Source organism: Candidatus Pelagibacter sp. (genome assembly GCF_052049975.1).
Lineage (GTDB): Bacteria > Pseudomonadota > Alphaproteobacteria > Pelagibacterales > Pelagibacteraceae > Pelagibacter.
In genome coordinates this window covers 96,374-110,748 of record NZ_JBNGYZ010000001.1, presented here as the reverse complement: position 1 = coordinate 110,748, position 14,375 = coordinate 96,374, and the positions used below count along the sequence as shown (strand labels likewise).

The following is a 14,375-nucleotide window of genomic DNA, read 5'->3' as shown; positions in this document are numbered from 1 at the left end:
AAATTTTGTAAATTGAGCCTTATATTTAACAAATTCCGCAATATAATGAAATCAAAATGAACAATATTTTTAAAAATATAATTATTATTTCGATTAGCTTGGTTTTGCTATCAAGCGTAATTGTATTAAGTATTTTATGGAGTTTTTCTAATAAAATACCTGATTATAAGTTTTTAAAGAATTATAAACCTCCAGTTTCTAGTAAAGTTTATTCAGGAGACGGAACACTTGTAGCTGATTTTTCAAGAGAAAAAAGAGTATTTGTTCCATATGAAACTATCCCTGAAAATGTAATCAACTCTTTTCTATCTGCAGAAGATAAAAATTTTTTTTCACATCCCGGAGTTGATGCAAAAGGAGTAATGAGAGCGATAATAAACAATATTTCCAATATAAAAAATTCAAAAAGATTAGAAGGTGCATCAACAATAACTCAACAAGTAGCAAAAAATTTTTTACTAACTAATGAAGTAAGTTTTAATAGAAAAATTAAAGAGGCTATTCTTGCATTTAGAATAGAAAGAACTCTCTCAAAACAAAGAATTTTAGAATTATATTTAAATCAAATCTATCTTGGTGGAGGCACTTATGGTGTGGCTGCTGCTAGCTTAGAATATTTTGACAAATCAATAAAAGATTTGAATTATGCTGAGGCAGCATTATTAGCTGCTTTACCAAAAGCACCAAGTAGATATAACCCATACAAAAATATAAAACTTGCAAAATTTAGAAGAGATTTAGTTTTAAAAAATTTATATGAAAATGATTATATAGGATATCGAGATTATATTGATTTAAGACAAAAAAAAATTGAATTAAAAAAAAATAAAAAAGTTTTTCTAGAAGACTCTCAGTATTACATAGAGGATGTTAGAAAAAAAATTATCAATGATTTAAGTTTCGATAAGTTATACAAACAAGGTTTTAATATAAATACACCTATTAATTTAGAATTACAAAAATTTTCCACACAAGCTTTACGTAAAGGTTTAATTGAGTATGACAAAAGGAAAGGTTGGAGGGGTCCTTTATTAAATATTAAAAATTATAATAATGATTGGTCAAAAAATTTAGATAAATATAATTTAGAAAAAACTATAAATTGGAAAATTGCAATTATAAAAGATTTAAATATTTATTCAGCTATAATTGAAACTAAAGAAGGTGATAGTGGAACAATAAATTACCAAGATGTATCATGGACAAATAAAGATATTAAAGAGTTATTTGAAATAGGTGATGTAATTTACGTTGAAAAATTAGATAAAAATAATTTTAGTTTAAGACAAGAACCAATAATTAATGGAGGCATTGTAGTAATGGATCCTTACACTGGAAGAGTATTGGCTTTGTCAGGTGGATTTAGTTTTAAGAAAAGTGAGTTCAATAGATCAACACAAGCTTTGAGACAACCTGGATCTGCATTTAAGCCTTTTGTTTATGCGCTAGCATTAGAAAATGATTATACTCCCTCTACATTAGTATTAGATGCACCATTAGTTTTAGATCAAGGTGAAGATTTAAAATTATGGAAACCACAAAATTATGGAAAAAAATTTTATGGGTTATCTACAATGAGAACTGGACTTGAAAAATCAAGAAACCTTATGACTGTAAGAATTGCACAAGATTTAGGTTTAGACAAAATCACAAATTTTTCTAAACAACTTGGTATTTATGAAAATCCAGATGAATTATTATCAATATCATTAGGATCAGCTGAAACTACTTTATTAAAGTTAACTTCTGCCTATTCTGCATTCGTAAATGGAGGAAAACTTGTCAGTCCTATCTTAATTGACAGAATTCAAGACAGTGAGGGCAATACAATAGTAAACAATGAATTGAGAAAATGTTTAAATTGTGATGAAATTTCATACTTAAGCAATAATTTTCCAGAAATAAAAGATGATTATGAACAAATATTCTCAGAACAAACGGCTTATCAAATGACTTCAATCTTAGAGGGAGTAGTTCAAAGAGGAACTGGAAAAAAATTAAAACCTTTGAATTTAGAAATTGGAGGAAAAACAGGCACAACAAATAAAAATACTGATACGTGGTTTATTGGTTTTACTTCTGATTTAGTTATAGGAGTTTATGTCGGATTAGATAATCCTCAACCATTAGGTAAAAATGAAACAGGTGCAAAAACAGCACTTCCAATTTTTAAATATTTTTTAGAATCGGCCGTTCATAAATCACATTCAAGACCATTCAAAGTTCCAAATGATATAGTGATGATGGTTATCGATCCTAAAACTGGACAAAAAGCAAAATTTTCCTCAAAAAATACTATAATTGAAAATTATAAGAAAAAAGATATTGTAAATAATAAAGTTCTAACAATAAACAATAAAAACTTTGACGAAAATAAAATATTAAAATTTTATTAATGGAAAACGAAATACAATTATTCTTGGCTGATATTAAAAAAATCAATTTAAGAATAAAGGAGTATCTTTGATAAAAATCAAATAGCTTCAAAGATAAATTCTATAGAAAAAATAATGTTAGAAGCCAATTTTTGGCAAGATAAAGAAAAGTCAAAAAAAATTCTTAAAGAAAAAAAATTTTTTGAAGATCTAACATCAAATTTTGAAAAAGCTGAAATTGAGCATAATGAAAATAAAGATCTTTTTGATCTTGCATCTAGTGAACAAAATCAAGAAATATTACTGGAATTAAAAACAAACTTAATTGATTTAAAAAAGAGAGTAAAACAAAATGAAATTAAATGCTTTCTTTCTAATGAAGCGGATCCACTTGATACATATATAGAAATACACGCTGGAGCAGGTGGGACCGAAAGTCAAGATTGGGCTGAGATGTTAAGAAGAATGTATATTAAATGGGCAGAAAGAAAAAAATTTAATGTAGGATTAATAAGCGAACACAGAGGAGATGAGGCAGGCATAAAATCATCAACAATTAAAATAGAAGGTGATTATGTATTTGGCTGGCTAAAAAAAGAATCAGGAATCCACAGGTTAGTTAGAATCTCTCCGTTTGATTCTGGAGCTAGAAGACACACGAGTTTTGCAAGTATTTGGGTATATCCAATAATTGATGAAAATATAAAAATAGAAATTCAAGAAAAAGACTTAAGGATAGACACTTATAGATCTAGCGGTGCTGGTGGTCAGCATGTAAATACTACTGATAGCGCAGTTAGAATTACACACTTACCAACAAAGATTGTAGTTCAATGTCAAAATGAGAGATCTCAGCATAAAAATAAAGAAACTTGTATGAATATGCTTAAGGCAAGACTTTACGATCATGAATTAAAGAAAAAAGAGCAAGAAAATCAAAATACAGAAAATACAAAATCAGAAATAGGTTGGGGACATCAGATTAGATCATATGTTTTACAACCTTATCAATTGGTAAAAGATAATAGAACAAATTTTGAAAATACAAGTCCGGACAAAGTTTTGGATGGAGAAATAGATGAATTTTTAGAACAATCTCTTTATGGTAAAAATGATTAGAAATATTTTTAGATTTATTACACTCTTTATATTAATATTATTTGGAGTTATTGGCTATCTTTCAACAGTAGGTTTAGAGACTACAAAATTTAATTCATTAATAAAATCTAATTTAAAAAATATTGATAATAGACTTGATGTTGAGTTGAATGATGTAAAATTAATATTAAATCCATTTAAATTTAAATTGGATATCAAAACATTTGGCCCAGCTATTTCTCACAACAATAACAAAATTGAATTAGAAGCTATCAAATCACAAATTTCATTATCAAGTATATTAAATAAGAAAATTTCTTCTTCCAATTTATCAATCTCAACAAAATTGATTAATATAGAAAATTTAATTTCTTTTTTAAGATCAGTACAAGATGATCCAAAATTTCTTATCATTAATAAAATGATTAATAAAGGCTTGTTGATAGCTGATTTAGAATTAAATTTTGATGAAAATGGTAAAATAAAAGATGATTATTCGTTTAAAGGTATAATTAAGGATGGAAAGTTAAATTTATTTAATGGAAAACACATTAGCAAAATTAATTTTACTTTTGATGTTGAGAATGAAAAGACTTTATTAGATGATGTTAAGTTAGCTTATGATGATATAAAAATTGAATCTGAGCAAATAAAAATCACAAATAAAAATAAAAAAATTTTAATTGAAGGTGATTTAAAGACTGATGAAATTTCACTTAATAAAAATGAAATTACAAAATATTTTAATTTTAGTGACGGTACTCAAATTAAAAAAATTAATTTTTCATCTTTGAATACTTTAAAAATAAACCTTGGTAAGAATTTTAAATTAGAAAAATATGAGGTTAAATCATCATTAAATTTAAAAGAATTAGTTTTTAAAAATATTTTAGATTTAAGTTATTTTTTTCCAAAATCTGAAAAAGATATAACTTTAAAAGATCACAAAATAGATCTTGTTACTAAAAAAGATTATGTACAATTAAAAGGTTCTGGAAAAATTTTATTACAAAAAGAATATGATGAAATTGAGTTTGATATAATTAAGAATAAAAAAAAATTTAATTTTGATGCAAATTTAAAAATTTTAAAAAATTCTTTATCCTTAAAATTTTTAAACTTTATTAATTCTAAAGATAATTTTTCTTCTTTAAAATTAATTGGTGATTTTGGAGAAGATCAAAATTTAAGATTTAAAACAATTTCCTTAGTAAATGAGAAAAACATCATAGAAATAAATGATTTAAATCTGAATGAGGATTATAAAATTTCCTCAGTCAAAAGTGCAATTTTTGATTTAGTAGATAGTTTTGATAAGAAAATTCAATTTTCAATTAATAAAAATAAAAAAAACTATAATATCACTGGTAATACTTTTAACGCTTCTGCTTTAATCGACGAAATAGTTAAAAATAATGATAACAGTGAAAATATTGATATTTTCTCACAAAATTTCAATTTAAATATTAAAGTTAAGAAGGTTTTTATTAATGATAATGACATTATTAACAATTTGAATGGTAAAATTGGTTTAAAAAAAAATAAAGTCTCAAATGCAAAAATTAAAGGGTCATTTGCTGAAAATGAAAATGTTTCATTAACAATTATTAATAAAGATGGCCAAAAAGTAACAACTTTTTTTTCTGAAAAAGCAGATCCATTTATAAAGAAATTTGATTTTATAAAAGGTTTTGATGAAGGTTCTTTGGATTTTTATTCAGTAGAAAGTGGATCAACTTCAAATTCACAAATAAAGCTCTATGATTTTAAATTAAAAGAAGTGCCAGCACTTACTAAAATACTCACTCTAGCCTCATTACAAGGAATAGCTGATCTATTATCTGGCGAAGGCATAAGATTTGATGATTTTGAAATGAAATTTAAGAATAAAAAAAAATTAATAACTATCAATGAGATCTATGCTATTGGACCAGCCATTTCAATATTGATGGAGGGGTATATTGAAAAAAATGATCTAATAAGCTTAAGAGGAACTTTAGTGCCAGCTACAACAATTAATAAAGCAATTGGATCTATTCCAGTCATTGGAGAGCTATTGGTTGGAAAAAAAACAGGTGAGGGTGTATTTGGTGTTAGTTTTAAAATTAAAGGTCCTCCTGGTAAAACAGAGACAACTGTAAATCCAATTAAAACACTTACACCAAGGTTTATTACACGTACTTTAGAAAAAATAAAAAAAAATTAAACAAAATTTATTTTTAAATGTCTTTTTTTTCCGATTGATAACTTAAACGAATTATTTTCGTAATTTTTTAAATCAATAATAAAATTTTCATCATTTAAGATCTCGTTATTTATTTTTATTCCATTGCTTTTTATTAATCTTCTAATTTCACTTTTTGATTTTTCTAACTTAGATAATAAAACAATGTCAATTATTGTTAATTTCGAACTAAGTTTTTGTTTATCTATGTCTATAGAAGGCAGATTTGCACTATCAATATTTCCTGAAAAGGCCTCTTTAGCTGATTGTTCAGCATTTTGTGCTTCATCTATCCCATGAAGCATTTCAGTCGCTTTATTAGCTAATAATATTTTTAAATTATTAATATTTTGGTCTTTAATGTTATTAATTTTGTCAGTTTCTAAGTCAGTAAAAATATTTAAAAATTTAATTACATCTCTATCGTCTGTGTTTCTCCAGAATTGCCAATAATCATAAGCAGACAAAAAATTTTTATCTAACCATATAGCGCCAGATTCAGTTTTTCCCATTTTTGCACCAGAAGCAGTGGTAATTAATGGTGTGGTCAATCCATAAGCCTGATTACCAGAATATCTTTTAATTAAATCAACTCCATTAACAATATTACCCCATTGATCAGATCCACCTATTTGAAGAACACAATTATTTTTTTTGTTTAACTCAAGAAAATCGTATGCTTGTAGTATCATGTAATTGAATTCCATATAGCTTAGGGATTGTTCTCTATCTAATCTCAACTTTACACTGTCAAATGTAAGCATCTTATTTATAGTGAAATGTTTTCCTATTTCTCTTAAAAAAGAGATATAGTTTAGATTTTTTAACCAATCGTAGTTATTAACAAAGATAGGTTTTGTTTTCTCATCTTCAGTATTCAAAAAAGTTCTTAAAATTTTTTCTATATTATTGATATTTTTATTTATTTTGTTTTCATCAAGAATTTTTCTTGTTTTATCTTTTCCCGATGGATCTCCAATTCTAGTAGTACCCCCACCTATTAAAACAATTGGTTGATGTCCATGTTTTTGTAAAAGTCTTAAGCACATTATTTGTAGGAGGCTTCCAATATGTAGGCTCTCTGCGGTACAATCAAAACCTATATAAGCTTTGATTTTTCTATTATCCATTAAGCTAGATAATTCGGTATCATTTGTGCATTGATAGTAAAATCCTCTATCTTTAAATTCTTTTAAAAATTTATTCATAACTTTATAAATTCACAATATACATTTTTTAATAAAAAAAAATATTTATGAAAAAAAAATTATTTAATTCTTTGGGTATTATGAGTGGTACTTCGATGGATGGAGTTGATATTTCATTAATAAAAACAGACGGTGAAAACTATTTCGAAAGAATTTTGGACAAGTATTATGATTTTCCAAAGAGTTTATATGAAAAATTAATTAAGTTAAGGAAAATTATTAACTCTAGAGACGATCTCGACAATCATCATGCAGAAATTAAAGATACTGAAAGGAACTTCACACTATTTCATGCAACTATTATTAATGATATTATTTCCCAAAATGAAATTGATTTCGTTGGTCTACATGGTCAGACTATATTTCATTCACCAAAAGATAAAATTAGCATCCAAATTGGTGATGGAAAACTATTATCACAATTAATAAAGAAAAAAGTGATTTTTAATTTTAGAAAAAATGATATTGAAAACAATGGTCAAGGTGCACCATTAACTCCTGTTTTTCATAATTTAATTGCAGCAAATAATATAAAAGATTTAAAAGCTAACACATCATTAAGCTTTTTAAATATTGGTGGAATTTCTAACATTACTAAGATTAATAAAAATTTTGATCCTAATCTGATGGAAGGATTTGACATAGGTCCTGGCAATTGTTTAATTGACAGTTGGATTAAAAAGAATTCTCAGCTTAAATACGATAAAGGCGGAAAGATTGCTAGCTCGGGTAAAGTCAATCAACTAATTCTAAATCAGGCAATTGATAATTTTAATTCACCAAATTATTTAAAATCGTTAGATATTAATGACTATGAAATTTCATTTTTAAGAGGATTAGAATTTGAAGAAGGCTGTACAACAATTACTGAAATTACAGCATATTTAATTGCTAATGGAATTAATAATTTAACAAAACAAAATAATGATACTAATCTAGTCATCTTATGTGGGGGTGGGAGAAAAAATAAATTTTTGATTAAAAGAATTGATAATTATTTCGATGTAGAGAAAAATTTTTTATTAAAAGATATTGATGAGTATGATTTAGATGGTGATTTTATAGAATCTCAGGCTTTTGGATTTTTGGCAGTAAGAACAGTATTAAATTTACCAATATCATTTCCAAACACTACACGTTGTTCAAAAGCTGTATCAGGGGGAGAGATAATTGAAAATTTTTAGAACTAATACAAAGCAGTTTCTTTTTTAATATATTTATCTAAACTTTTGATCAAAGAATTTTCAGTTTTTGAAAAAAAATGATTAGCTTCAGAAATTGCTTCAAACTCAACCTTTATTCCTTTTTGTGCACTCAATCTTGTATTTAACTCATTAATATATTCTATTGGCACAAGTTCATCTTTTTTACCATGTATCATTAAACCAGATGTAGGACATGGTGATAAAAAAGAAAAATCATATGCATTTGGTTGTGGCGAAATTGCAATGAATCTATTTATTTCAGGTCGTCTCATTAAAAGTTGCATTGCAATAAGTGACCCAAATGAAAATCCAGATACCCAGCATTGAGAATTGTCAAAATTTTCTCTCTCTAACCAATCTAGTGCTGCAGCAGCATCTGCAAGTTCTCCTTGTCCATTATCGAATTCTCCATCACTCTTCCCAACACCTCTAAAATTCACTCTACAAACTGAAAAATCATTTTCCATAAATGTATTAAAAGTTTCAACAACTACTTTATTATTCATAGTTCCACCGTATTGAGGATGAGGTTGTAATACTAAAGCTATAGGTGATGTGGGTTTTTTGCTTTTAAAATACTTTGCTTCTAGCCTTCCTGCAGGTCCAGGTATAAATATTTCTAAAATTTTATTATCCATAAGTTGAAAAAATGCATCAATAGCACAAGTATGCGGTAAAATGGTAGTGTTTTTTTATAGTCACATACTTGACTATTTTAGTCGGGTTTATATATACCCATTGCTTATATTATGAAATTAACATCAAAAGGAAGATATGCTGTAATGGCTTTGGTTGATATTGCAAAATTTGACAATATAAATCCAGTGTCTCTAAGAGATATTTCACTTCGACAAGGGATATCTGTTGATTTTCTAGAACAGATTTTCTCTAAACTTAAAAAAAATGAGATTGTTAAAAGCATAAGAGGAACTCAAGGTGGATATATACTTAGCAAGAAACCTTCTGAAATTAAATTAAACAATATATTTGATGCAATTGATGAAAAGGTAAAGACCGTACAATGTAAAAAAGAGTCTAAAAAAAGTTGCAACGGCAAGTCATCTAAATGTGTAACTCACGACTTATGGAATGAATTAGAGACACATATCAACTCTTTTTTTGAACACAAAAGTTTAGAGGATTTAGTATCTAAAAAAGAAAGTAGAATTTAAATGGAACAAAGAAATAAAGATATAGAAAAATTAAAAGATTACAAATATGGTTTTTCAACTGATATTGAAAACATCAGAGCTCCAAAAGGTTTAAATGAAGATGTAATTAAATTTATCTCAAATATAAAAAAAGAACCTAAGTGGATGTTAGATTTTAGATTAAAAGCTTATAATAGATTAAAAAGCTTGAAAGAACCGAACTGGCAAAAACCCAAATATCCCAAAATAGATTATCAAGATCTTTATTATTACTCAGCACCGAAGAGCATGAAAGATAAACCAAACAGTTTGGATGAGCTAGATCCAAAATTACTTGAAACTTATAATAAATTAGGAATTCCACTTCAAGAACAGGCAAGACTAAATGGAATAGCAGTTGATGCTGTATTTGATTCTGTTTCAGTTGCTACAACATTTAAAGAGGAGTTAACTAAACAAGGAATAATTTTTTGTTCTATGTCTGAAGCTATTCAAAAACATCCTGAACTCGTAAAAAAATATTTAGGTTCTGTAATTCCTTTAACAGATCATTATTTTGCTACACTAAATTCAGCTGTTTTTACTGATGGTTCATTTGTATATATTCCTGAAGGTGTTAAATGCCCAATGGAACTTTCAACATATTTTAGAATTAATGCTTCTGAAACAGGTCAATTTGAAAGAACATTAATTGTTGCAGATAAAAATAGTTATGTAAGTTACTTAGAAGGTTGCACTGCTCCAATGAGAGATGAAAATCAATTACATGCTGCTAATGTTGAGCTAGTTGCATTAGATGATGCAGAAATTAAATATTCTACAGTCCAGAACTGGTACCCAGGAGATGAGAATGGGGTCGGAGGGATTTATAATTTTGTTACAAAAAGAGGATTATGCAAAGGTAAGAATTCAAAAATTTCTTGGACACAAGTTGAAACAGGTTCAGCAATTACATGGAAATACCCAAGTTGTATTTTAAAAGGGGACAATTCTGTTGGTGAGTTTTATTCAATAGCTATAACTAACAATCATCAAAAAGCTGACACAGGTACTAAAATGATACACTTAGGAAAAAATACAAAAAGTAAGATAATATCAAAAGGTATATCTGCTGGAAAATCAGACATGATGTATAGAGGTTTAGTTGATATTTCATCTAAAGCAGATAATTCGAGAAATTTTACTCAATGTGACTCATTATTAATGGGAAATAAATGTGGAGCACACACAATTCCATATATAAAAAATAAAAATATTAAATCTAATATTGAACACGAAGCAACAACTTCAAAGATAAGTGAAGAACAATTGTACTATTGTAATCAAAGAGGCTTAAATCAAGAAGAAGCTGTTAGTTTGATAGTAAATGGATTTTGTAAAGAAGTTCTTCAACAGTTGCCAATGGAATTTGCCGTCGAAGCACAAAAGTTAGTTGGAATTAGCTTAGAAGGGAGCGTTGGTTAAATGTTATCAATCAATAACCTTAAAGCAAAAGTAGAAAATAAAGAGATTTTAAAAGGTCTTAATCTTAAGATAAAACCTGGCGAAGTTCATGCAATAATGGGCCCAAATGGGTCTGGTAAAAGCACGCTTTCTAACATTTTATCAGGAAAAAAAGGTTATGAAGTTGATGGTAAAGTAACCTTTGAAAATGAAAATCTCCTAGATCTAGAAACTGAGGAAAGAGCACATAAAGGAATATTTTTGGCATTCCAATACCCTCTTGAGATACCAGGTGTAAATACCAATACATTTTTAAAAACTTCTTTAAATGCAATTAAAAAAGCACGAGGAGAAGAAGAGTTAGATGCGATTGAATTTTTAAAGTTAGTTAAACAAAAGTCAGCCGAATTAAAATTTGATGAAAAAATCTTAAGCAGACAATTAAATGTAGGTTTTTCTGGAGGTGAAAAAAAGAAAAACGAAATTCTTCAAATGTCTATTCTTAATCCAAAGCTTGCTATATTGGATGAAACAGACTCTGGTTTAGATATTGATGCTTTAAGAATAGTTTCAGAAGGTGTTAATTCATTAAGAAATAAAAATAATTCTTTTTTAATTATTACTCATTACCAAAGATTACTTGATTATATTAAACCTGATTTTGTTCATGTGTTAAAAAATGGACAAATCATCAAATCAGGCGGACCTGAACTAGCACTAGATTTAGAAAAAAAAGGTTATGAGGAATTTAATTAATGGAAAATAATTCACAAATAAATTTTGAAAATTTTCTGAAAGAGAAATCTTTTTCTAAGGATCAATTAGAAATAAGAAAAAAAAATTTTGAAAAATTTTCTACAGAAGGTTTTCCAAACAAAAGATTAGAGGATTGGAAATTTTCAGATTTAAATCAAATCATAAAAAATAATATTAAAAACTTTAATATTGATATATCCAATGAAAATAGTTTTGATGATAAAGATATAATTAATGATTTTGATCATAACAAAATTTTTATTTTAGATGGAAAAGTTATCAAAGAAGATTTTTCTTATGAGAAAAAAGATTCAATAAAATTATCAGTAAAAGAAGAAATTGAAGATAAAATCTATGATAATACTTTATTAAATCTTAATTCTGCTCTTAACGAAGAAAACATATCCATTAACGTAGAAGAGGGATATCAATCTTTAGCACCTTTAATTATTTACAATATATATTCTGATAAAAATCATAATTTAATTAACAATAAGATAAATTTTAATTTAGAAAAAAATAGTTCTTTAAAAATAATTAATTTATCAAATGAAAATGCTAGTAGCAGTTTTTTAAATAGCAATTATGATATTAACTTAAAAGATGATGCTGTATTAAAATATTATTCTTTAAATTTTAAAGAGAATTCAAACATTAATCATTCATTTAGTAATATAAATTTAGAAAAAAATAGTCATTGTGAATATTTTATATTATCAGCAGGAGCAAAGTTTTTAAAAAATGAAATAAAATGTTCTCTTAACAAGAATTTCGGATCAGCTTTTATTAATGGTGTTATCAGTTTAGATAAAGATAATCATCATGAAATAAAAACAATAATAAATCATAAAGATGAAAATTGTAAAAGTTATCAATTAATCAAGTGTGTTCTTAATGATAATTCAAAAGGAATTTATCAAGGAAAAATTTTTGTAGATTCTAAAGCACAAAAAACTGACGGTTATCAATTAAGTAGAGCATTACTTCTAAATGAAAATACTGAATTTAATGCAAAACCAGAATTAGAAATTTATGCTGATGATGTAAAATGTTCACACGGATCTACATCAGGAAACATTGATGAAAATTCTATTTTCTATCTTATGTCTAGAGGATTATCTTATAAGCAATCAAAGCAATTATTAATTAATGGATACATAGGTGAAGTTGTTGAAAAAATTACTGAAGATAAGATTAAAAATTTTATTAAAAAATTATTAGGTATTAATAATGAATATTAATAACATAAAGAAAGAATTCCCTATTTTTGATGAGAAGATACACAATAATGATCTTGTGTACTTAGATAGTGCAAATTCATCTCAAAAACCAAAAATTGTACTGGATAGAATTAATGATTTTTACTCTAAACAATTTTCTAATGTTGGTAGAAGTGTTCACTATTTATCAGTTGCTGCCACAAACATGTATGAAAATACAAGAACTTCTGTCCAAAAATACATAAATGCGAAAGATAAAAATGAAATTGTATTTACCAAAGGTGCTACAGAGGCGTTGAATTTAGTAGCAAACACCCTTGGACAAACTGTTTTAGAGCCTGGAGATGAGGTGATTATTACTGAACTTGAGCATCACTCAAATTATGTGCCTTGGCATTTTCTAAGAAAGTCAAAAAATATCAAAATTAATTTTGCTGAAATAAATGAAGATGGAGAAGTTCCAATAGAAAATATTGAAAAACTTATTACAGAAAAAACTAAAGTGATTTCAGTTACACATTTATCAAATGTTACAGGAGCAATTTTGCCAATAAAAGAAATAACAGCTTTAGCTCATTCAAAAAATATTATTGTTGTGATTGATGGTTGCCAAGGAGCCCCTCATTTAAAATTAGACATGCAAGATTTAGATTGTGATTTTTATGCAATTTCTTGTCATAAAATGTATGGACCAACTGGTTTAGGAGTGCTGTACGGGAAAAAGAAATGGTTAGAAAAATTACCTCCATATCAAGGTGGAGGAGGAATGATAAGAGAAGTAAAGAAAGATAGAATTACTTATGGAGATTTGCCAAATAAATATGAGGCAGGTACTATGGCTACAGCCCAAGTTATAGCTTTTGATCAATCTATAAAATTTTTAGAAACTATTGGTATAGAAAATATAATGAAACATGAAAAAGAATTAATTGAATATGGACAGGAATTGTTAAGAAAAAATAATTCAGTTAAACTTTTGGGAAATCCAAAAGATAGAGGAGGAGTTCTTTCTTTTACAATAGAAGGAGTTCATCCACATGACATAGCAACAATTCTTGATGAAGATGGTGTTGCTATAAGAGCTGGACATCATTGTTGTCAGGTTCTGCATGATAAATTAAATATTCCAGCTAGTGCTAGAGCCTCTTTAGGTGTTTATAACACTAAAGATGATTTAGATAAATTAAATGACGCAATCAATAACTGTAAAAAGGTTTTTAATATATAATGAACTTAAAAGAATTATATCAAGAGATTATTCTAGATCATGGAAAAAATCCGAGGAACTTGAGAAAAACTGAAAACTTCAACAAAGACGCAAAAGGTAACAATCCATTATGTGGTGATAATGTTCATGTTTATTTAAAGTTAAATGAAAATAAAAAAGTTGAAGATATTTCTTTTGAAGGAAGTGGATGTGCAATTTCAATGGCATCAGCATCAATAATGACAGACCTTGTAAGAGGTAAAGAAGAATTTGAAGTAAAAGAAATTGTAGAAGATTTTTTAGGAATGATTAAAGAAAATCCAGAATTAAAATCTCAAAAACTTAAAGAGGATGAAAAAACTAAACTGATGTGTTTATCTGGAGTAAAACAATATCCAATGAGAGTAAAATGTGCAACTCTATCATGGCACACATTAGTTTCAGCGATAGATAATAAGCAAGAAGAAATAAATACTGAAAATTAATTT

The 14,375-nt window shown here is 26.8% G+C and carries 12 protein-coding genes; 10 read left to right on the top strand and 2 right to left on the bottom strand.

Annotated features, from left to right (window positions below; genetic code table 11):
* Positions 1–56 precede the first annotated feature (56 nt).
* From ACTT9U_RS00480 to ACTT9U_RS00470, 3 genes are all read left to right on the top strand, one after another.
* The gene (locus tag ACTT9U_RS00480) at positions 57–2,396 is read left to right on the top strand and encodes a penicillin-binding protein 1A (RefSeq protein ID WP_440931231.1); all 2,340 of its coding nucleotides are present in this window, start codon (positions 57–59) and stop codon (positions 2,394–2,396) included.
* A protein-coding gene (prfB, locus tag ACTT9U_RS00475; protein WP_440931230.1) for a peptide chain release factor 2 occupies positions 2,396–3,494 on the top strand; the annotation gives its coding sequence in 2 pieces (ribosomal slippage) (positions 2,396–2,464 and positions 2,466–3,494; 1,098 coding nt in all). The genes ACTT9U_RS00480 and prfB overlap by 1 nt, the downstream gene beginning before the upstream one ends.
* Positions 3,487–5,679, top strand: coding sequence for a hypothetical protein (locus ACTT9U_RS00470; protein WP_440931229.1), 2,193 nt, complete (start codon positions 3,487–3,489; stop codon positions 5,677–5,679). Before prfB ends, ACTT9U_RS00470 begins: the two co-directional genes overlap by 8 nt.
* Here the strand turns inward: ACTT9U_RS00470 and tyrS are convergent.
* A complete protein-coding gene (tyrS, locus tag ACTT9U_RS00465; protein WP_440931228.1) occupies positions 5,676–6,905 on the bottom strand; it encodes a tyrosine--tRNA ligase in 1,230 nt (409 codons plus the stop codon). The genes ACTT9U_RS00470 and tyrS overlap by 4 nt on opposite strands.
* Positions 6,906–6,952: 47 nt before the next feature.
* Here tyrS and ACTT9U_RS00460 point away from each other — a divergent pair, with 47 nt between their 5' ends.
* Positions 6,953–8,089 carry an anhydro-N-acetylmuramic acid kinase gene (locus ACTT9U_RS00460; RefSeq protein WP_440931227.1) on the top strand — a complete coding sequence of 379 codons (1,137 nt, stop codon included), beginning with the start codon at positions 6,953–6,955 and terminating at the stop codon, positions 8,087–8,089.
* Between the two features lie 2 nt (positions 8,090–8,091).
* Here the strand turns inward: ACTT9U_RS00460 and ACTT9U_RS00455 are convergent, their stop codons facing one another.
* Positions 8,092–8,736: an alpha/beta hydrolase gene (locus ACTT9U_RS00455; RefSeq protein ID WP_440931820.1), complete on the bottom strand. Its 645-nt coding sequence runs from the start codon at positions 8,734–8,736 to the stop codon at positions 8,092–8,094.
* Positions 8,737–8,859: 123 nt separating this feature from the next.
* Between ACTT9U_RS00455 and ACTT9U_RS00450 the strand changes: the two genes are divergently transcribed.
* Genes ACTT9U_RS00450 through sufU form a run of 6 tightly spaced genes read left to right on the top strand, consistent with a single transcriptional unit; the run spans position 8,860 to position 14,372 of the window.
* The gene (locus ACTT9U_RS00450) at positions 8,860–9,282 is read left to right on the top strand and encodes an RrF2 family transcriptional regulator (RefSeq protein WP_440931226.1); all 423 of its coding nucleotides are present in this window, start codon (positions 8,860–8,862) and stop codon (positions 9,280–9,282) included.
* On the top strand, positions 9,283–10,725 hold the full coding sequence (sufB, locus tag ACTT9U_RS00445) for a Fe-S cluster assembly protein SufB (protein ID WP_440931225.1): 1,443 nt from the start codon (positions 9,283–9,285) through the stop codon (positions 10,723–10,725).
* Positions 10,726–11,460, top strand: coding sequence for a Fe-S cluster assembly ATPase SufC (sufC, locus tag ACTT9U_RS00440; RefSeq protein ID WP_440931224.1), 735 nt, complete (start codon positions 10,726–10,728; stop codon positions 11,458–11,460).
* Entirely contained in the window at positions 11,460–12,701 is a 1,242-nt protein-coding gene (gene sufD / locus ACTT9U_RS00435) for a Fe-S cluster assembly protein SufD (RefSeq protein WP_440931223.1), read from the top strand. Before sufC ends, sufD begins: the two co-directional genes overlap by 1 nt.
* Positions 12,691–13,908, top strand: coding sequence for an aminotransferase class V-fold PLP-dependent enzyme (locus tag ACTT9U_RS00430; RefSeq protein ID WP_440931222.1), 1,218 nt, complete (start codon positions 12,691–12,693; stop codon positions 13,906–13,908). The genes sufD and ACTT9U_RS00430 overlap by 11 nt, the downstream gene beginning before the upstream one ends.
* On the top strand, positions 13,908–14,372 hold the full coding sequence (sufU, locus tag ACTT9U_RS00425; protein ID WP_440909258.1) for a Fe-S cluster assembly sulfur transfer protein SufU: 465 nt from the start codon (positions 13,908–13,910) through the stop codon (positions 14,370–14,372). Before ACTT9U_RS00430 ends, sufU begins: the two co-directional genes overlap by 1 nt.
* Positions 14,373–14,375 lie beyond the last annotated feature (3 nt).

Coding starts and splice junctions, on each gene's coding strand:
- ACTT9U_RS00480 (WP_440931231.1), top strand. CDS start 57: ATGAACAATATTTTTAAAAATATAATTATTATTTCGATTAGCTTGGTT.
- ACTT9U_RS00470 (WP_440931229.1), top strand. CDS start 3,487: ATGATTAGAAATATTTTTAGATTTATTACACTCTTTATATTAATATTA.
- tyrS (WP_440931228.1), bottom strand. CDS start 6,905: ATGAATAAATTTTTAAAAGAATTTAAAGATAGAGGATTTTACTATCAA.
- ACTT9U_RS00460 (WP_440931227.1), top strand. CDS start 6,953: ATGAAAAAAAAATTATTTAATTCTTTGGGTATTATGAGTGGTACTTCG.
- ACTT9U_RS00450 (WP_440931226.1), top strand. CDS start 8,860: ATGAAATTAACATCAAAAGGAAGATATGCTGTAATGGCTTTGGTTGAT.
- sufB (WP_440931225.1), top strand. CDS start 9,283: ATGGAACAAAGAAATAAAGATATAGAAAAATTAAAAGATTACAAATAT.
- sufC (WP_440931224.1), top strand. CDS start 10,726: ATGTTATCAATCAATAACCTTAAAGCAAAAGTAGAAAATAAAGAGATT.
- sufD (WP_440931223.1), top strand. CDS start 11,460: ATGGAAAATAATTCACAAATAAATTTTGAAAATTTTCTGAAAGAGAAA.
- ACTT9U_RS00430 (WP_440931222.1), top strand. CDS start 12,691: ATGAATATTAATAACATAAAGAAAGAATTCCCTATTTTTGATGAGAAG.
- sufU (WP_440909258.1), top strand. CDS start 13,908: ATGAACTTAAAAGAATTATATCAAGAGATTATTCTAGATCATGGAAAA.